General features: G+C 37.0%; 15 protein-coding genes. All 15 read left to right on the top strand.

What is annotated here, in order from left to right:
* Window positions 1–117 precede the first annotated feature (117 nt).
* The 15 genes from WG943_RS06955 to WG943_RS06885 all read left to right on the top strand — a co-directional run bounded on the left by WG943_RS06955 (window position 118) and on the right by WG943_RS06885 (window position 19247).
* Complete coding sequence (locus WG943_RS06955; protein WP_340407730.1) at window positions 118–948, top strand: DUF481 domain-containing protein; 831 nt, start codon at window positions 118–120, stop codon at window positions 946–948.
* A 130-nt stretch (window positions 949–1078) separates the two neighbouring features.
* Window positions 1079–1858, top strand: a complete 780-nt coding sequence (locus WG943_RS06950; protein ID WP_340407728.1) for a polysaccharide biosynthesis/export family protein — start codon at window positions 1079–1081, stop codon at window positions 1856–1858.
* A 12-nt stretch (window positions 1859–1870) separates the two neighbouring features.
* Window positions 1871–4255, top strand: a complete 2385-nt coding sequence (locus WG943_RS06945; protein ID WP_340407727.1) for a GumC family protein — start codon at window positions 1871–1873, stop codon at window positions 4253–4255.
* A 57-nt stretch (window positions 4256–4312) separates the two neighbouring features.
* Window positions 4313–5260, top strand: coding sequence for a GDP-L-fucose synthase (fcl, locus tag WG943_RS06940; protein WP_340407725.1), 948 nt, complete (start codon window positions 4313–4315; stop codon window positions 5258–5260).
* A gap of 241 nt (window positions 5261–5501) precedes the next feature.
* Complete coding sequence (gene gmd / locus WG943_RS06935; protein WP_340407724.1) at window positions 5502–6614, top strand: GDP-mannose 4,6-dehydratase; 1113 nt, start codon at window positions 5502–5504, stop codon at window positions 6612–6614.
* A 326-nt stretch (window positions 6615–6940) separates the two neighbouring features.
* Window positions 6941–8710: an ABC transporter ATP-binding protein gene (locus WG943_RS06930; protein WP_340407722.1), complete on the top strand. Its 1770-nt coding sequence runs from the start codon at window positions 6941–6943 to the stop codon at window positions 8708–8710.
* Between the two features lie 36 nt (window positions 8711–8746).
* Window positions 8747–9715, top strand: a complete 969-nt coding sequence (locus WG943_RS06925) for a glycosyltransferase family 10 domain-containing protein (protein ID WP_340407721.1) — start codon at window positions 8747–8749, stop codon at window positions 9713–9715.
* Window positions 9716–9731: 16 nt separating this feature from the next.
* Window positions 9732–10718 (top strand): glycosyltransferase family 2 protein, encoded by a 987-nt coding sequence (locus WG943_RS06920; protein ID WP_340407720.1) that lies wholly within the window; start codon window positions 9732–9734, stop codon window positions 10716–10718.
* A 10-nt stretch (window positions 10719–10728) separates the two neighbouring features.
* Window positions 10729–11949, top strand: coding sequence for a glycosyltransferase (locus WG943_RS06915; protein WP_340407719.1), 1221 nt, complete (start codon window positions 10729–10731; stop codon window positions 11947–11949).
* A 6-nt stretch (window positions 11950–11955) separates the two neighbouring features.
* Window positions 11956–12876, top strand: coding sequence for a glycosyltransferase family 2 protein (locus tag WG943_RS06910; RefSeq protein WP_340407718.1), 921 nt, complete (start codon window positions 11956–11958; stop codon window positions 12874–12876).
* Window positions 12873–13484, top strand: coding sequence for an acyltransferase (locus WG943_RS06905; RefSeq protein WP_340407717.1), 612 nt, complete (start codon window positions 12873–12875; stop codon window positions 13482–13484). Before WG943_RS06910 ends, WG943_RS06905 begins: the two co-directional genes overlap by 4 nt.
* Before the next feature lie 39 nt (window positions 13485–13523).
* Window positions 13524–14738, top strand: a complete 1215-nt coding sequence (locus WG943_RS06900; protein ID WP_340407716.1) for a glycosyltransferase family 4 protein — start codon at window positions 13524–13526, stop codon at window positions 14736–14738.
* Between the two features lie 82 nt (window positions 14739–14820).
* Window positions 14821–15747 (top strand): hypothetical protein, encoded by a 927-nt coding sequence (locus WG943_RS06895; RefSeq protein WP_340407714.1) that lies wholly within the window; start codon window positions 14821–14823, stop codon window positions 15745–15747.
* Window positions 15748–16723: 976 nt separating this feature from the next.
* Window positions 16724–17866: a glycosyltransferase family 4 protein gene (locus WG943_RS06890; protein ID WP_340407713.1), complete on the top strand. Its 1143-nt coding sequence runs from the start codon at window positions 16724–16726 to the stop codon at window positions 17864–17866.
* Complete coding sequence (locus WG943_RS06885; RefSeq protein ID WP_340407712.1) at window positions 17850–19247, top strand: O-antigen ligase family protein; 1398 nt, start codon at window positions 17850–17852, stop codon at window positions 19245–19247. The genes WG943_RS06890 and WG943_RS06885 overlap by 17 nt, the downstream gene beginning before the upstream one ends.
* The last annotated feature ends 8 nt before the right edge of the window (window positions 19248–19255 follow it).

Raw genomic sequence — 19255 nt, 5'->3', positions numbered from 1 at the left:
TACGATTGCCTTGTATAGTATACGCTTATTGTTGCTACAATACTGTACCCAAAGTATAACCGCTAAAAGCGCCGGAGTTCTTGCAAGTGGTGCTAATTTTTCTTTCTGATCTAAAACATGACGTCACCAAAATTCACCTTAACTTTCCTGCTGATTATCTTATTAATTGGAACTGTAACTGAGCTTAGAGCCCAGATACTGAACATTGAGCGGGCCAGGATCAGCCAGGACACAGCCAATTACCTGACAGGCAAGGCCGGAGTTGATTTTTCGATGTTTAACCGTAACGCCGGAAAAAACAACCCGAACAACTACCTGCAGTTTACCTTTACCGGCGACCTTGCCTATATTTCTGAAAAACACAGCTACCTGCTTTTAAATTACTATAATTACCTGCTCGTAAACTATGATTCCCCGGAGCAGCGCAATACAGTAGCTAGTACAGGATACTCGCACCTGCGTGCCAATCTGCTGCGCAAGCGTAAGCTTTCTTACGAGCTTTTTGCCCAGGCCCAGGCTGATAAAGCCCGTGGTTTGGAGCTGCGTACACTGCTGGGCGGTGGAATAAGAGTAGCTGTGCTACGTAGCCAGGATGTAAGTTTATACTTTGGCACTGGCCTGATGCATGAGCACGAGGAGTGGGAGAACCCGGAAATGGATAATGAACTGGTTGTGGCAAACCTTATAAAATCAACGAATTACTTTAGCGCAAAGGCAAAACTAAGCGAAACTATCAGCACCGAAGGCATAGTTTACTACCAGACAGGGTTCGACAGAAAAATAGACGACTTTCGTAACCGGGTGAGCGGTGATGTGTCGCTTAACTTCAAGCTAAATGATAAATTTTCTTTTAGGACAAACTTTAATTGTGTGTTTGAGGATGAGCCGGTTGTGCCAGTAACAAGGTTCGTGTATGCCATTACTAATGGCATCCGGGTAAACTTTTAACCATTTTTAGGGCACAAAATGGCAGAACACTATTAAATTACACAATAAAATGCTTAGTTTGTACTTTTAAATTGGGTGAATGCTGCAAAGCAGTATACTCAACCTGTTAAACCTGACTACATCAAACCAAATGCGCAAAACCCTTATCGCATTTTACATATTAATCGGCCTGGTCTTTTTTTCTTCTTGTGTTTCACAAAAGAAGGTTGTTTTACTTCAAAACGATCCGGAAGTAAAACAGCAGTCCAATGCCGATCAATTGCTTAAAACGTTCGACCTGAAGCAAACGGCTTATACCTTAAAGCCCGGTGATGTACTTTCTTTGAAGGTGCAAAGCACTACGCCAACCGAGTACAATTTCCTGAGTACAGGTACTGCCACATTTGGTGCCACCGATCCGGTACTGGACGGTTATACCTTGGATGCTGAAGGGAATATACTTTTGCCGGCAGTAGGAAAAGTTAATCTTAGCGGCTTAAGTATGCCTGAAGCCAGAATTAAAGTAACAGAGGCCTTGAAGCCTTTCCTGACCGACCCCACCGTTAACCTGCGTTTGCTCACATTCCGCTATACTGTTGTAGGGGAAGTAGCCAGTCAGGGGCAGTTTACAACATACCAGGATAACATCAATGTAATAGAAGCGATTGCCTCGGCAGGAGGTTTTAGCCCTTATTCTAACCGTGGTCAAATAAAGCTTATCCGATACGAAAGTGGCCAGGCAAAACTTTATACGTTTAGTTTACTAGACAACCAGACCCTTGCACAGGCTAATTTCTTCCTGCAGCCAAACGACATGATCGTGGTAGATCCGCTTCCGGCTAAGAATGTGCGAGAGAACCTGCTAACGAACGTTGGCTTCGGTTTATCCATTCTGACTTCGATCAGTTTGCTTGTTTTCCGCTTCCTTTAGAATTCCTTTATTATGAGCTTAAACGTGAATCCGGCTCCCAATCAACAACAAGATACCTTGATAGATGTGCAGTTTATACTGCAGAAGCTAAGGCAATACTGGTACTTGTTTGTTATCGCGGTACCATTGTCACTAGCTGTAGCGATGCTGGTAAACAGGTATACAACGCCTATCTATGAAGCCAGCACTACCGTATTAATCAACGAGCCGGAGGATCTGTCCAATGCGTCTGCCAATTTGTTGTATGGTAAAGAGCTCTTCGGAAATGAAAAGAACCTGAACAACGAATCCTTTCTGTTAAAGTCTAATGACCTGGTTGGTGAAACACTGGATAACCTGAATTTTGGCGTTTCATACTTCGCCGAGGGAGATATTAAATTCACCGAGGTGTACGGCTGGAGCCCCATTGATGTAACAGTAGATTCTGCCTCTACTAAAATTCCCTATGGCCTCTTGATCAAATGCGATTTGACAGAAGGAAATACGGTACGCTTATCAGCAGAAGCCAATCCTGAGTTAAACAATTTTTTTAAAGGAAAGCTTTTCCGCTCAGGCCAAAAAATTAAAGCCAATGGGTTTGTGTTTACGGTACTACGAAAAAAACCAAATGAGCCTTTTGATTTTACGCTATACTTCAGCTTAAACGATAGGGATAACCTTATCAGAAGTTACAGATCCGGTCTGGTGGTGGCGCCGATCAAAGAAACCTCTATTCTGGAAATGAGCACGACCAGCGATAACCCACAGAAAGCAATCGATTTCCTAAATGCGCATGCTCAAACTTACATCGCACGTGGGCTTAAAGAGAAAAAAGTTACTGCCGTTAATACCATCGATTTTATTGATGAGCAGCTGCAGCAGATAAGTGATTCACTCTTTTTAGTGGAGAATAGGCTGGAGTCGTTTAAAAAAGCGAATACAGGCCTTACTATGAGCGACGAAGGTTCTAAAACAGCCACACAAATACAAGAATTAGAGCGTGAAAAGGCCGCGTTACTCATCAATAGCAAGTACTTTGATTACTTAAGAAACTATATAGCCTCCGGTAATATAACGGAACGAGTAATAGCTCCCTCATCTTTTGGCGTATCCGACCCTGTTCTTAATCAGCTTATACAGCAGCTTATAGAAGCACAGTTGCAGTTAACAGCTTTAACCGACGAGAAAACACAAAACCCGCTCATCAATACCCAGATTCAGAACATTCGTGGCAGAATAAAGGAGCTTTTAGCTGGTATTTCTGAAAATGTAAGCAGCTTACAAAAGGTTAATCAAATTGCTGTTTCAGATATAAACAGTAGAATAAGCCGTATGATGGGATCACTGCAGCAATTACCTGCCGCCGAAAGAAGGTTTATCAACCTTCAGCGCATGTATGAACTCAGCGAAGGACTTTACGTTTTCCTGATGCAGAAACGTGCCGAGGCTGGTATTTCAACAGCTGCTACCGTACCTGATGCCCGCTTGGTTAATGGCGCTGCTGTAAAAGCCATGATTTCTCCTAAACCGGACCAAAACTATCTTATAGCCTTGTTTATTGGCCTATTGCTTCCGGCTGGCTTTATCTTCCTGAAGGAGCTGTTGAATAATAAAGTTAGCTCTACTGAAGACCTGGCTAAATATTCCTCTATTCCATTGCTGGGCATGATCGGCCATAACAAAGACAAAGGCCTGCTCACAGAGCAAAGCCCTAAATCTGCGCTGGCTGAGGCTTTCAGAACAGTGCGCTCTAACCTCCGCTTTATGACGGATGCGAGCAAAGGGGAGGCTAAAATATTTGTGATCACATCCTCTATCAGTGGAGAGGGCAAGACATTCTCGGCAAAAAACCTGGCATATATTTTTGCTATTTCCGGGGAGCGTACGATCCTGATCAATGCTGATATGCGCAAACCAAATAATAACACTGACTTTGGCGTGAGCAGCAATGTTGGCCTTAGCAACTACCTGGCAGGCTACGCCAAGTTAGATGGTATTATTCATGCTACTATTCATGAATCGCTGCACTTGATGCCTTCCGGTGATATTCCGCCAAACCCTTCAGAGCTATTACTAAGCAACAGGATGGGAGAACTGATCGAGATACTGAAACAATCGTATGATAATATAATTATTGATACGCCTCCTGTAGGTATACTTTCGGATGGCTTGGAGCTTATGCGCATTGCGGATGCTACTATCTATATGGTGCGTCAAAACTATACGTTCAAAAGCTTCCTGAATACCATTCAGCAGCATTATGAAACAGGTAAGGCAGAGAAGATTGCCATCTTGTTTAATGATGTTAATTACAACAAACTGAGTTATGGCTACGGGTATGGCTATGGCTACGGGTACGGATATTATGCCGAGGACCAGCAGCGTAAGTCCAAGTGGAAAAAGTTGCTTAAAATTTGATACTTATTCTTTTATTAATTCAATAACAATATAGTGCTATTAAAGTATACACAAGCTATGGATTTGAACGCAAAAATATATGTAGCTGGGCACAGGGGAATGGTGGGATCTGCCATCTGCAGGAAACTTAAAGAGGCCGGTTACAATAATCTCATAACACGTACCTCTTCAGAGCTCGACCTGCGGAGCCAGGAGGCTGTTAATACCTTTTTTGAAACGGAGAAGCCAGATTACGTATTCCTGGCTGCGGCTAAAGTAGGGGGCATACACGCTAACAATACCTACAGGGCAGAGTTTATCTACGATAACCTGATGATGGAGGCAAACGTGATTCACGCCTCTTACATGCACGGGGTAAAGAAGCTCCTCTTCCTGGGTTCGTCTTGTATTTATCCAAAAATGGCCCCGCAACCGCTTAAGGAGGAGTACCTGTTAACAGGTGCGCTGGAGCAGACCAACGATCCTTATGCAGTGGCTAAGATTGCCGGCATAAAGATGTGCGAGTCTTACCGCGACCAGTATGGCTGCGACTTTATCAGTGTGATGCCTACCAACCTGTACGGCTACAACGATAACTACGACCTGGAGAACTCACACGTGCTGCCGGCGCTTATCCGCAAATTTCATGAGGCAAAAGAAAACGGTTCTCCGGAAGTTACCGTATGGGGTACAGGCAGCCCGAGACGCGAGTTCCTTTTTGCCGACGACCTGGCAGATGCATGTCTTTTCCTGATGGACACCTACAGCGAGCGTGAACTGATCAACATCGGCACCGGCGAGGATATCACCATCAAGGAGTTGGCCCTACTGATAAAAGAGGTGGTGGGCTTTGAAGGGGAGCTGGTGTTCGACACAAGTAAGCCGGATGGTACGCCACGCAAACTGATGGACGTAAGCAAGCTGCACAAGCAAGGCTTCCGCCATAAAACTGAACTGGGCGAAGGCATAAAACTGGCCTACGAAGACTTTAAAGTAAAGTACGCTGCTCCGGTTACTACTGCTTAGCATACGAGTATTACACAAAACTGTCATCTCGACTTTAGGAGAGATCTTATGTGTCCAACTGCTGTATAAGATTTCTCGCTGTGCTCGAAATGACATTTAGCATAGTAAAAAGTCCCCTCCTGGGAGGGATTAGGGGTGGGTTAATCCTATGCCAATATATCATAACAGTCCCCCTTTGGAGGGGCAGGGGAGGACAACAATCCCCAACAAAACATAAACCCTTTACCATAAATAAACGATAATGAAGACAGCCCTTATAACTGGTGTAACCGGACAAGATGGTGCTTATTTAGCAGAATTACTCTTAAGCAAAGGATATAAAGTGCACGGTGTGAAACGCAGAAGCTCCTTGTTCAACACCGAGCGCATCGACCATCTGTACCAGGACCCTCACGAGAAGAACATCAACTTTAAGCTGCACTACGGCGACCTGACAGACTCTACTAACCTGATTCGTATTATACAGGAAACGCAACCGGACGAGATCTATAATCTGGCTGCCATGAGCCACGTGAAGGTAAGTTTTGATACACCTGAGTACACGGCGAACGCTGATGGCTTGGGTACGCTTCGTATTTTAGAAGCGGTACGTATCTTAGGTCTAACCGAAAAGACAAGAATCTACCAGGCGTCTACTTCTGAGCTGTATGGTTTAGTACAGGCAGTTCCGCAGTCTGAGACAACCCCATTCTACCCGCGCTCTCCGTATGCAGTAGCCAAGCTTTACGCTTACTGGATTACAGTAAACTACCGCGAGGCCTACAACATGTTTGCCTGTAACGGTATCCTGTTTAACCACGAGTCTCCGCTGCGTGGCGAAACCTTCGTAACCCGTAAAATTACACGTGCCGCTGCCCGTATTGCCCTTAACTTGCAGGACAAGCTGTATTTGGGTAACATGGACGCGAAGCGCGACTGGGGCCATGCAAAAGATTATGTAGAAGCGATGTGGCGCATTCTTCAGCAGGACACACCAGAGGATTTTGTTATTGCAACTGGTGTAACGACTACAGTTCGTGACTTCGTGAAGATGTCTTTCGCTGAAGTAGGAATTGACATTGAGTTCAGAGGCGAGGGCGTAGACGAGAAAGGGTACGTAGTAGCATGCAATAACCCTGATTACCAGGTGGAAATTGGTAAAGAAGTGGTGTGTGTAGATCCTAATTATTTCCGACCAACAGAAGTAGAGCTACTTATCGGTGACGCTACTAAATCGAAAACGAAACTAGGCTGGGAGCCTAAGTATGATTTACCTGCACTAGTAAAAGATATGATGCAGGCCGACCTGGAGCTGTTCAAGCGTGACACTTACCTAATGGAAGGTGGACACCGCGTATTAAATTACCACGAATAAAATAGTACTTGTCAAGGGATTTTGATTCCATAATCAAAAATTATCCCTTTAAATTCTAATACCTCAAAAGGATTCATTACTTTTAATGGTCTTTTTGAGGTATTTTCGCTTACACACGTTTTTATGATTTTTAATGAAAGAACAGGATGAAGACTGGTCGCTGGTAATTAAACCCAGTTCCGGTCTTTTTGATTTACAGCTAAAGGAAGTATGGCGCTACCGCGACCTGTTGCAGATGTTTGTAAGGTGAAGCTTTTTAATAAGTTGTTTTATTTTGTTTTTCAATTTGTGCAGTTTCAAAGAGGGGCAGCCATATTTATCTATACATGATTGGTAAGAATATTATATTTACCACAATTATAAAAGTAGCTGCATTATTACCTAAAGAGCTAAAGCGGAAGTCTTTTGGCATGATGGCGCTTCTGCTGTTTAATTCTTTTCTGGATATTGTTGGGCTTGCGGCTATTTTGCCTGTTATTATGATCCTGTTGCAGGATGAAGTGGTGGAAAACAGTAGAGCCTTCAACTGGGTTTTTAATTTCTTTGGTTTTACTTCCGAAACCATTTTCCTTGTTGTTTTAGCACTATCGATATTAGCCTTTATAGTTGCTAAAAATATCACAAGCCTTTGGATCTTTAAAAAACAGGCCAGCTTTTCCTACAACCTCTATAGACGCTTTTCTGCTCAGCTTTTCACAATCTATCAAAATAAAGGACTACTTTTCTTTAAGAAGAACAACCCCAATTATATTACCCGTAACATTAATTCAGTACCGTTAGAATTTACTAGCGGCATTATTCTGAATACATTTACACTAATTAATGAGGCCATTATAATACTGGTGATTCTAACTACCATATTAATTTATGATCCATTTGTGGTAGCCATGTTATTGATATTTATTTTGCCAGTTTTCTCCTTATTCTATAAAGCTGTTAAAAATAGGTCGCAGGCTATTCAAACAGAGCTAAACGAGATAGCTCCGATGCAAGGTATGAATTTATTTCAGTCGGTTTATGGGTATGTGGATGTGAAGATGAATAATTCAGAAGCTTATTTTTTGGAAAACCACAAAAAACTTTTAAACAGGAGTTCACAGTTACGGGTATTGTCGTCTGTATTACAGCATGCACCTACCAAGGTGATAGAAACAGGCATGATGGCGGCTATTATTCTAGTAGCACTATATGGAGTGCTCTATGTACAGGACAAAAGCCATATTACAGGTCTGCTATCTGTTTTTGCCCTTGCAGCTTATAGAATCTTGCCTTCCATTAATCGGTGTATGATTGCATTGATAGGCATAAAAGGATATCAGTATACTTTTAGTGTATTAGATGATGTAAAGCAACATAAAAAGCAAGCTGATAAGAAAGCTACTGAAAAAGTAAACTTTAATTTGCACATCCGCTTAGCTAAAGTATCATTTTCATACCAGGACGGGCATCGCGTTTTAGATGATATTGACTTGACTATACGGAAGAACAGTACTATTGGCTTGATAGGAAAGTCAGGTTCAGGGAAAAGCACATTAGTAAGTTTATTACTTGGGTTCTATAAACCAACTGCTGGTGAAATCTGGATTGACGACACCCAGTTGAAAGGATCTAATATAGTTAACTGGCGAAGTAAAATAGGCTATGTGCAGCAGGAGGTTTATATCCTAGATGCTTCACTAGCTGAAAATATCGCTTTTGGTATTCCTAAGGAAAACATAGATGCAGTCAATCTCGAAAGAGCGATTGACTTGGCAAGCTTGACTGATGTAGTAGCGCAGCTGCCTAATGGCGTAACAACGAAAATTGGAGACAGAGGCTCCTTGCTATCAGGTGGTCAAAGGCAGCGGGTTGGTATTGCACGTGCTCTATACCAAGGCGCAAGCATTTTAATAATGGACGAAGCTACCAGCGCCTTAGATTCAGCTACCGAAAATGAAATAAACGAAGCTGTAGCCCGATTGGCCGATAACGACATGACCATCATCATCATTGCCCATAGGCTTACGACTTTACATCGTTGCGATTCCATTATTGAACTAGAGAGCGGTCGTATAAAGAAGGAGTGGGCTTATGAGGATTTGGTTGGTTTAGCTTGATCGATAATAAATTTCTGAATAAACTTAATTTTGTGCATGAAAATAGTTAGAGTAGTAAAGGAATGGGATTTCCCTGATATAATGAGGCAGACTCCTAATGCTGATGGAATATGGAATAACATTCAATTTACTACAGAATCCATAAAAGAATTCGATTTCCTACTAGTTTTGAATTATCCTAATGAGAATCTAAATGTTAGGTGCTATGGAGGAGGTAAATTTATCTTTATTCAGGAGCCGCCAGTAGAGAGGTATCAATGGTTTAATGACTCAATAAAATATTTTGATAGAGCTTATTCTCCCTCTTTCAATAAAGTGGAAGGTTTAGGAACTGAATTAGTTTTATCACAACCTGCTTTGCCGTGGCATATTAATAAGAGTTATAGTGAGCTTATCGATTTAGAAAGCGAAGGGCTAAAAAAGCAAAACAAAGTTTCATGGATTACTAGCAATAAGGCTTTTCTTCCTGGCCATCAAGTTAGACTCGAATTCTTAAAAAACTTACAACAGAGTGGATTCCAATTTGATTTATTTGGTAGAGGATTTAGGGAACTAGATGACAAGTTTAAAGGGCTTGAATCTTATAAATATAGTATAGCATTTGAAAACCATTATTGTAATAATTATTGGACAGAGAAAATTGCTGATTGTTATCTGTCATGGACAATGCCTATTTACTATGGATGCACAAATATATACAAATTCTTTCCTTCAGAGTCTATGATCAAAATCAATCCTGAAGATTTCAATGATTCTTTAAGAACTATCAAGGAGGCAATCTCTCAAAGAACTTGGGATTCAAATTTAGAATACATAAGTGAAGCTAGAGAACTCATTTTAAAAAAATACCAAATATTTCCTTATATAGAATCTATTATTGAAAGTGGCATTGTAACATCTGGTAAAAAAAAGAATTTTTATATTCCAAAATCATCATGGCCGAACAATAGAACATCACAAGAAAATGTATTGGCTAAAATTATGAGGAAGATAAAATCCTGGTGACAACAAATATTGAAAAATGAAGCCTTTAGTTACAGTTCTAATGCCTGCCTATAATGCTGAAGAGTATATTTCAGATTCAATTTCAAGCATATTAAATCAAAGTTTTTCAAATTTTGATTTAATGATAATTAATGATGCTTCAACAGATAATACAGAGAAAATAATTTTAAGTTTTACTGATAAAAGAATTAAATATTATAAGAATGAGAAAAACTTAAGGCTAGTTTCAACACTCAATAAAGGCCTTGACTTAATTTCTACTCCATATGTTGCACGTATGGATGCTGATGATTTATCGCATCCAAAACGATTAGAAAAACTTTTTGAGCATCTCACAAAAAATCCTGCTGTAGATTTTTTAAGTTCCTCCCTAGAGTTATTTGGATCCGAAAAAGGTATTTGGTCTTTACCACTTAGTGATGATAAATGTAAAGCTACACTATTGTTCAGGTCCTGCTTAAATCATGCTGCTTCTATCTACAAAAAAAGCTTCCTTGATAGAAACAACTTGCGATACAGAGAAAACCATATCTATATGGAAGATTATGATTTGTGGTATAGGGCATTTAGACAGGGTGCTGTCTTCAAAAATATAGATGACGTGTTATATTCTTATAGAAGAGAAGAACATAATGTATCTATATTAAACAGAAATACCTCAGAACAACGTCTAAAATCTTTTTACAAGGAAATATTGAGAGACTACAACATTTCAGCTACTTCTTATGAGCTTGATTTGCATTGCCGACTTAGATATTTAAATGACCTAAAAGTAAATGATATTAAAAATTATAAACTGTGGTTAGAATTACTTACCAAAAAAAACAATGATTTATTGCTTTATCCGAAACAAGCTCTTCAAGAAGTTATTAGTGAGGAGTGGAGGATGTTATACTATTATATCTGTGATCACTATCCTGAACTTATTAGCACTTACTTCAGATTAGGAGGCGTTAATGTAAAGCAACTTTACTATCTATTTAAGTTAAAGTTAAAGAATTAATATTTTAGGTATGAAAGATAATTGTATCCTTTTTACCTCTAGCTACCCTTTTGGAACGTCTGAAAGCTTCATTGAGGGTGAGATCATGTACCTAGCTGAAGCATTTAAAAAGGTTTACGTTCTCCCGATGAAATCGGGAGGACGTAAAAGAGAGTTGCCTGGCAACGTTTCTGTTGTAGACCTTTTTTCTAATTATTCTTATTCACGAAAGAGGTCTCTTGTATTTGGAGGAAAGGTATTTTTGGAAACGTTTTCTGGACTTATTTCTAAAGCTTTATCAGGCAGACTAGCTCTTAATGACTTTTCCTCATTATTAAGTTTATATATAAGACTAAATGATAAAGCCGCTTTACTCGCAGACTGGTTAAAAAGTACCAGTAACTGTGTTTTATATAGCTATTGGTTTGAAGAGTGGGCTACTATATTGGCTATATTAAAAAGTAAAAAGCAGATAAATGAATTTCATGCACGTGCTCATGGCTTTGACTTGTATGAGGAAAGGTCAGAGTATGGCTTCATTCCTTTCCGTAGTTTACAACTAAAAGAAGTCTCAACTTTGAGTGCGGTATCGCAAGCTGGTTATAATTACCTTTCAGGGTTGTACCCCCAATATTTACAAAAACTCTTTTTACATCGCTTAGGTGTACAAGATAATGGAATAAGCCCCTTCATATTAAAGAAGGATTTTGTACTTGTATCATGTTCAAATGTTATTTCTTTAAAAAGGGTTGACTTAATTGTAAGAATCCTCTATGAAATCACCCAGCCCTTAAAATGGATACATTTTGGCGACGGGGAACAACTTAACTACATAGTTAAATTAGCGCAAGACCTCCCCAAAAATATTTCGGTAGAATTTAGAGGACGCATAACGAATCAAGAACTTATCCAATTCTATAAGAATAATCAAGTTGATATTTTTATAACTACTACTGAAACTGAAGGCGGTTGTCCAGTATCATTACAAGAAGCTATAAGTTTTGGTATACCTGTAATTGGTACAAACGTAGGAGGTGTACCTGAAATTGTAAACAATAGAACAGGTATTTTAATTGATAAAGATTTTGATCCCAAGGCTGTTGCTATATCGATTGATTCATTTCTAATCTCTAGTTTTAATTCTTTTAAGTTTAGGCTTGAAGTTAGAAAGTTCTGGGAACAATCATTTGTAGCAGAAGAGAATTATAAAAGTTATATAAATAGAGTTCTTCTTTCTAAAGGAATTAATTAATAAAGAATGTGTTCATATTTAATTTCAGTAATCATTCCCTGCTACAATGCTGAAGCCTATATTGAGCAATGCCTCAAAAGCATCTATCAACAGACGTATACTAACATTGAAGTTATTTGTATTGATAATAATTCTACTGATAATACATTAAAAAAGCTATATGAATTGAAAAATCTATATCCTAACTTAATAGTTGAGGAGGAAAAGCGGCCTGGTGCATCTATAGCAAGAAATAAAGGATTGTCAATAGCAAAGGGAGAATTAGTTCAGTTTCAGGATGCTGATGATTTATTTATGCCAAATAAATTTGAGAAGCAGATCTTGGCTTTTCATGACAATACTATTGATATAGTTGTATCAGATAGAGTTGTAATGAATGAAGAATGTAATAAAGAGTTAGAAATACATAACTTCTCTGAAATTGAAGGGCATGAAATAGAAGTTGCTGTATCAGAGGTTATTGCAACAGGTAACCCTCTATATAAGAGGGAAGTACTCAACAGAATAAATGGTTATAATGAGGATATAAACTCTGCTCAAGATTGGGATTTAAATATCAGGCTAATACTAAATGGTGCTAAAATAAAATATGTGCCTGGACCTTTTTTTATATCTAGACAAATACCAAACTCTTTGTCTAGTAATTGGAAAAAAGTGTCCTTACAAGGCGCTGAATTATTAGTTTCATACAGATCTCGATTGGAAAATCTGGAACTAGGAGTAAGGGCTCAAAATAAAATATGCAGGGTATTATACGAATCAATTCTATGGTCAAAGGACAAACCAGAAATATTTATAAATGAACTACTCTTTTGGTCAGAAAAAAATAATCTTAGGTATTTAAGCCCAATAAAACGGTCCATAGCGACTGTATTTGGAATAAGATCTCTTCTAAATTTAGAAAGACTTAAACAAAATATTCTATGATGAAAGTAATATCAATGCTTAAATATCCATATTTAAGCAAAATAATTATTCCTTTTAAAGTTTATCAAAAGTCATTTATCAGGATAAGAAAAAGAGCTAGTATTTCATTAATGAGTAGAGTGGTACTTGGCAGTAATTCAGAGCTACCCACAATATCAAGAATACCGATAAATCTATATTTTGGTAAGGATTCTAAAACTTATATTGGTGAGTCAGTAAGCATTGGACCGGGAGTAAGCATTGTTGTTAAAGATAAGGCAAAATTATCAATTGGAAACAAATGCTTTTTTACTTCTAACATGTATATTGAAGTTCTGAACAAGCTTGAGATAGGTAATGATGTAGGTATAGCCTGGGGGGTAAGTATAATTGATAAGAACCAGCATAATCCTATTTATAGTGGCCTTGCGGTAAATTCTAATGATGAGGTGAAAATTGGAAACCATGTATGGATAGGTTGCAATGTAACTATCTTACCTGGTACTGTTATTGGAAATAATAGTATCGTTGCTGCTAATAGTGTTGTTAAAGGGGTATTTAAGGACAATTGTTTAATCGGAGGCAATCCTGCTAAAATAATAAGAGAAGATGTTTCATTTAATTGGTAATTTCTTTATCAGCATAAATATAGAATAAAATACACTTTAATGAATAAACCAATAGTACAGTTATTGTATAACGGTGGTATAAAAGACGTTACAAATCGGAAATCAGCCTTAGGTTCTTATATTTATACTTTAAGCGCTTTGTTAAATAACGCTTATGAAGTTTACATCAATCATCATATTTTCACAGAGCATGGTAAATTGCCTGTTGCTAAAGATATCAAATCAGGAGTCGTTAAACCTCATCAGCCTGTTAGGGTTTCCCCTTTAAAAAGTTATTTCCCCATTTCTTTAAAGCTTGTTCTTAAGGATTTTCACAGCATATTAAAAAGTCTAAGAATTTGTGCTAAATCTTACTCTACTAAAGCTAACGTATACATAGAGTTTTACTCTTACTTGTCGCTTACGGGTTATATTCTTTCCAAGATCAGGAAGAAGCCATTAATACTAATATATGATGGACCTGTAGAAGAAGAATATGTTTTTTTTAATGGTGCTAAACCTCCTTTACGCATTTTTGTACATCTTTTTCAGAACCTTACCTTACAGAGAGCTCAGAATGTAATAGTTTACTCTGAAAGTGTCGCTAAATACCTAACTAATAGATTTGGTATTAACAGGCGTAAAATCTTAATCCATCAGAACGTAGACTTCAGTAGATTCGATATTATTAAAAGAGATTACTCAAAAATTAGAAAGGAAGGAACAATTAATTTAGGGTTTATAGGCTCCTTTCTTAAATGGCATCGTGTAGATTTATTACTATATGCCTTTTTCTCTCTTAGAGAAGAAGGTTATAATGTAAAGCTTTATTTAATTGGCCACGGGATGGAGTATGAAAGTATAAAGGGCAAAGTAGAGGAGAGCGAATTTAGAGATGATGTTATTTTAACTGGCTTTCTCGATGGAGAAGAATTAAGGCATTACAAGCAAATGATACACATTGGTATAATGCCTAGCTCCAACTGGTATGGCGCACCAGCCAAAATTTTTGAATATGGTGCTGCTGGCATGGGAGTTATTGCACCAAGTACCCCAACAATAGCAGATCTATTTCCTGATTTTGAAAATGAAGGGGTCTTGCTTTTTAAAAATAATGATTTGAATGAATTACTAAGTTCAATAAGAAAGTGCTTAGATAATAGGGAATTATTAATTAAAATCTCATCTAATTTGCACGAAAAAATAATTAGAGATTACAACAAAGGAAATACATTTAATTTCTATAGTAGTCTGATTAAAGCTTTGTATAAATAAATTTCCATAGTTGACATTCAACTATGGAAAGCATTTTACAGGTTTTATTAGATATCAAAATTTATTTTAAAATAAGTTATTAATGACTAGAGGAATAATTACAATAGCAACAGGAAATAAAAGATATTTAGAAATGGCAAAGAATTTAGCGAAGTCATTAACGTTAAATATGCCATCTGTATCTAAGGCTGTTATTACAGATTCAATTGATCATGAATTCCATTCCTATTATGACTTTGTTATTCCTGTAGATAAAGGTAAAGGGAATGGTATTATTCAAAAATTATATATTTATGATTATAGTCCCTTTGATGAAACAATATTTATTGATGTTGACTGTTTAGTAGTTAGAGAATTTAATTTCTTATGGACTCTCTTTCAAAATGAAGATGTAAGTGTTATAGGAAGGAAAGTGTTTAGTGGCAAAATTTGGGGTTCTACTATAGAAAATTTTAAGGCTAAACTTAATATTGAGTATCTTCTAAGTTTTAATGGTGGGGTATACTATTTTAAGAAGAATAAGATTGCTGAGCAAGTTTTTAATAAGGCTAAAACTTTGGTTACAAGTTACGATGAATTAGGAATTGATAGACATAGAGGGGGAATTAATGAGGAACCATTGATGTCGCTTGCAATGGGGATCTTTAGAATGAATTCTATTGATGATGAAAGACTTGGTATGTATACACCTGTTAATTTGAAGGGAACTATTAACATTGATGTCTTAAAAGGCAAATGTGAATTCGTCAAGGGTGATACTTTGGTATCACCAGCTATTATGCATTTTGGTGGAGGTTATCCAGAAGCATTTCATTATAGAAGGGAATCTAGAAAAATTGATTTAGTTTATCAATTTAAATTAAATCGATCTTTTACAAGTTCATTGGTGAATATTATATATAATTCTCTCTATGTTCCGTACGTTTTCATATATCGATTAATTAAATGCTTAATTAAAGGGGAGAAGATGAAGTTAAAACCTTTAATTCCTACTTTTCGCTTTGAATAATCTCAATTGAATTATTAAATCTTAATTAAACTAAAGATGAACAAAGTTAGGGCTTAGCATTAAAATGGTTTAGCTTGTATATTCCCCAATTGAAATTTATTAATGAATCATGCGTGGCAATACCATCTTAAATTATACATATAGGTTGACAGTTTACTAACATAAGATGAAACAACATTTATAAGTTTAGGAGGAGGATGTGATGTAGCATGGGCGCTGTAGGTTATATATTAGAGATACTAGCTATCTATTTGATTGGCTTTGGAACTTAGATGATGGATTAGCTGGGGTAAATCAAATCATAGAAAATAATTTTGCACAGTTAAAAGATGCTGATTCCTGCCAATATTCTTTTCTTTATAGGTTTGGTAGTGATTCTAAATTTATTTACAATAACTTTCCGTCAACTGGTCATTTACATTCCAACCCATTACTTAATGAGTATTATCATAAAGCCTTAGAAAGAAGAATTAGCAAATTTGAATAAGCTTTATCAGAACCAGAGATGTTTATAAATTCTATTTATAAACGAAATTATGATGAAGCACTAATTAACAATTCTTCACTTACTCTTGTAAAGCAATTTTATCGCTCAATAAATGAAGGAATAGCATTTAAAAATTAATGAGTAGTAAGTATCAAAAAAAAGATTTAGATTACTGTTAATATTTCAAACAACACAAGAGTATCAAAAATAGGTATTTAAGTTAACAAAACAAGTTGTTAAATATGATAGCTTAACAAATAATTTGCTCAAATCAGATCGCATATTAACGAGAAATGATACTGGCAAGCAGAGACTCATTCAATGGGAAAAACAGAAGGATAATATAATAGTTAAAGTTATTATTTAAACTTTATATAGGATTCGTTTATTTTACATAATATTAAACATAATTTGAAATTGGTATTAAATAAAAAATATATGAAATAATGTTACATTTTAAATCATTGTAGTAATCGAAAAATAAGAGTTGTGAAAATCGCTTTACTGACAGATGGTGTCTACCCTTATGTTATGGGTGGGATACAGAAGCACTCTTACTACCTTGCTAAAAGTTTGGTGCGACATGGTATTTATATAGATTTATACCATACGGGACCAGCAGAAGCAGATACGTATCAACTTCATGGTTTTACAGATTCAGAGCTAACATATATAAAACCAATTTATATATCTTTTCCCTCTATAACTAGATTTCCTGGACATTATCTCTTTAAATCTTATATCTATTCGCGATCAATATATCAAGAGCTTACAAAAAGAGAAAAGGTAGATTTAATATATTGTCAGGGGTTAACCGGTTGGTATTTAATTAAGCAAAGTGGAAGTATGCCAATTATATTAGCGAACCTACATGGATTAAATATGTACCAATATAGTGCATCAATCAAAGCAAAACTGGAGGATTGGATGCTAAGATTGGCTACAAATAGTATTTTAAAAAAGTCTAATTATGTTGTTAGCTTGGGAGGAAAGTTAAGCCATCTATTGGAGGTGATTGGAGTTAATAGATCCAAAATAGTGGAACAACCTATTGGAATAGGTGCTAATTGGCTGATTGAGAAAGTTAATATTAATTTTGAAAGCCAGAGTAATAGAAGGTTTGTATTTGTGGGCAGATACGATAAAGTAAAAGGAATCGATCTTTTGTCTAATATTCTGACTGATTTAGAAGTTGATAATTTTGAGTTCTATTTTATCGGTCCAATTCCAGAGGAAAAACAATTAAAGCAGAATAATATAAAGTATCTTGGACTGATAAAAGATGAGCAGGAAATTAAGACTTTGCTTCGCTCTGTAGATGTTCTCGTCTGTCCAAGCTATTCTGAAGGTATGCCAACAGTAATTTTAGAAGCGATGGCATCCGGATTAGCTATAATCGCTAGTGATGTTGGTGCTGTTGGAACAATGGTTTCTAGTGAGAATGGGTGGCTAATTCCGGTGGCTGATAAAATAGCCTTAAGAGAAGCTATACAAGAAGCAATCAATTTAAATGAAAGCATATTATCAAAAAAGAAAGAGAAGTCTTGGAAACTTGTGAAGGATCATTATACATGGGATAAAGTTATAGCATTAACATTAGATAAGTTTAATTCAATTGTTAATAAACAATAATACTAATCACTACCAATCTGCAGAAGGTAAAGCTATTAGTGGAGGTAGCTATAAGCAGCTATTTATACTTTTGGCTTCCTGGCTAGTAATAGGAATCACTTTAGGAATTATTTCTATACCTGCTCTTTTGCTCCTCAGTCTTTATTTACAAAATAAAGGACACTATTTGTATTTATTTGCGGCCTTCTTCTTCACGCTTATACTTTCTGATAGCAGAATTTATGCTTTATCATTTTCACAGGACTTAAAAACCCTTTTAATGATCCTGCTGCTTGTGCCGTTTCTGTTCCCGCAACGAGTTTCGTTAGTATTTGATCTTAAGAAATCATTATACCAACCTTTTATAGTATACGCTACTTTTGCACTCTTCAGCCTAATTTATAGTCCAGTAGTGTTTACAGGTTTTCAGAAAACTCTGTCATATTTTTTGTTGATTCTTATCGTACCTATAATTTTTTATAGCCTGTATAATCAGCACAAATTGTATCTTCTTAAATCTATAATTTACTTAGGAGTACTAGTCTTGGTTGCAGGCTACGTCATGTACCTCATTAACCCGGATTGGGTAATGTATAATAAGGGAGTGCGTACCTCAGGTGCCTTGGGTAATCCTAATGGTCTGGGTATGTTCTGTTTTCTTTTTTATATCCTTTATTTTACAGTTAAGCATTATTTCCCTGATCTATTTACCAAAAGAGAAAACCTCTTAATACAATTGCTGATCTTTTCATCAATGCTTTGGAGCGGTTCTCGGGGGCAAACAATAGCCTTGCTGATTTTTATCGTTACTCAGCACCTGTCAAGAAAAAATAAAACTGTTGGCTTGCTGCTTTCGGCAGCTATAGGTATAGCATTGGTTACTATTGATATTGATGTTGTGGCCATTGCCCAAACGTTAGGCTTCGAAGAATATCTGAGGGTAGATACATTGGATAAGGCAGGAGGCAGGGTAGTGGCCCGTGAATTCGCCTGGGAGCAGATACAGAAAAACTTCTGGATAGGGAGAGGTTTCAGTTATACAGAATGGATTTATGGGCAACATTTTACAGAGCTAAGTATGAGAGGCCATGAAGGTAATGCGCATAATGCTTTTCTTACTGTCTGGCTGGATACAGGGCTTATTGGATTAATTTTCTTTATAATTGGCTGGGGTATCATCTTTTTAAAAGCAGCTAAAAATTCTTTTCTCGCATTTCCCATTCTCTTTGCTGTAGTAGCTTCAAATATGGTAGAATCCTGGTTGGCAGCTTCGCTTAATCCTTTTACGATACAGTTACTCATGGTGCTTACCTTGCTTGTTTTCATTGTTAATGATCAGGATAAAGACCAGGCACAGTTGCTTTCCTCACCTCCCATGCCAAGAATACTTATCAAGTTTTAACCCCTACT

The sequence above is a fragment of the Pontibacter sp. H249 genome (assembly GCF_037892465.1).
Taxonomy (GTDB): Bacteria; Bacteroidota; Bacteroidia; order Cytophagales; family Hymenobacteraceae; genus Pontibacter.
This window is presented reverse-complemented; position numbering and strand designations above follow the sequence as displayed.

What these genes read in the sequence shown, in the direction of transcription:
- WG943_RS06945 (WP_340407727.1), top strand. Translation starts at nt 1,871, where the DNA reads ATGAGCTTAAACGTGAATCCGGCTCCCAATCAACAACAAGATACCTTG.
- WG943_RS06925 (WP_340407721.1), top strand. Translation starts at nt 8,747, where the DNA reads ATGAAAATAGTTAGAGTAGTAAAGGAATGGGATTTCCCTGATATAATG.
- WG943_RS06905 (WP_340407717.1), top strand. Translation starts at nt 12,873, where the DNA reads ATGATGAAAGTAATATCAATGCTTAAATATCCATATTTAAGCAAAATA.
- fcl (WP_340407725.1), top strand. Translation starts at nt 4,313, where the DNA reads ATGGATTTGAACGCAAAAATATATGTAGCTGGGCACAGGGGAATGGTG.
- WG943_RS06920 (WP_340407720.1), top strand. Translation starts at nt 9,732, where the DNA reads ATGAAGCCTTTAGTTACAGTTCTAATGCCTGCCTATAATGCTGAAGAG.
- WG943_RS06930 (WP_340407722.1), top strand. Translation starts at nt 6,941, where the DNA reads ATGATTGGTAAGAATATTATATTTACCACAATTATAAAAGTAGCTGCA.
- WG943_RS06895 (WP_340407714.1), top strand. Translation starts at nt 14,821, where the DNA reads ATGACTAGAGGAATAATTACAATAGCAACAGGAAATAAAAGATATTTA.
- WG943_RS06915 (WP_340407719.1), top strand. Translation starts at nt 10,729, where the DNA reads ATGAAAGATAATTGTATCCTTTTTACCTCTAGCTACCCTTTTGGAACG.
- WG943_RS06900 (WP_340407716.1), top strand. Translation starts at nt 13,524, where the DNA reads ATGAATAAACCAATAGTACAGTTATTGTATAACGGTGGTATAAAAGAC.
- gmd (WP_340407724.1), top strand. Translation starts at nt 5,502, where the DNA reads ATGAAGACAGCCCTTATAACTGGTGTAACCGGACAAGATGGTGCTTAT.
- WG943_RS06910 (WP_340407718.1), top strand. Translation starts at nt 11,956, where the DNA reads ATGTGTTCATATTTAATTTCAGTAATCATTCCCTGCTACAATGCTGAA.
- WG943_RS06955 (WP_340407730.1), top strand. Translation starts at nt 118, where the DNA reads ATGACGTCACCAAAATTCACCTTAACTTTCCTGCTGATTATCTTATTA.
- WG943_RS06950 (WP_340407728.1), top strand. Translation starts at nt 1,079, where the DNA reads ATGCGCAAAACCCTTATCGCATTTTACATATTAATCGGCCTGGTCTTT.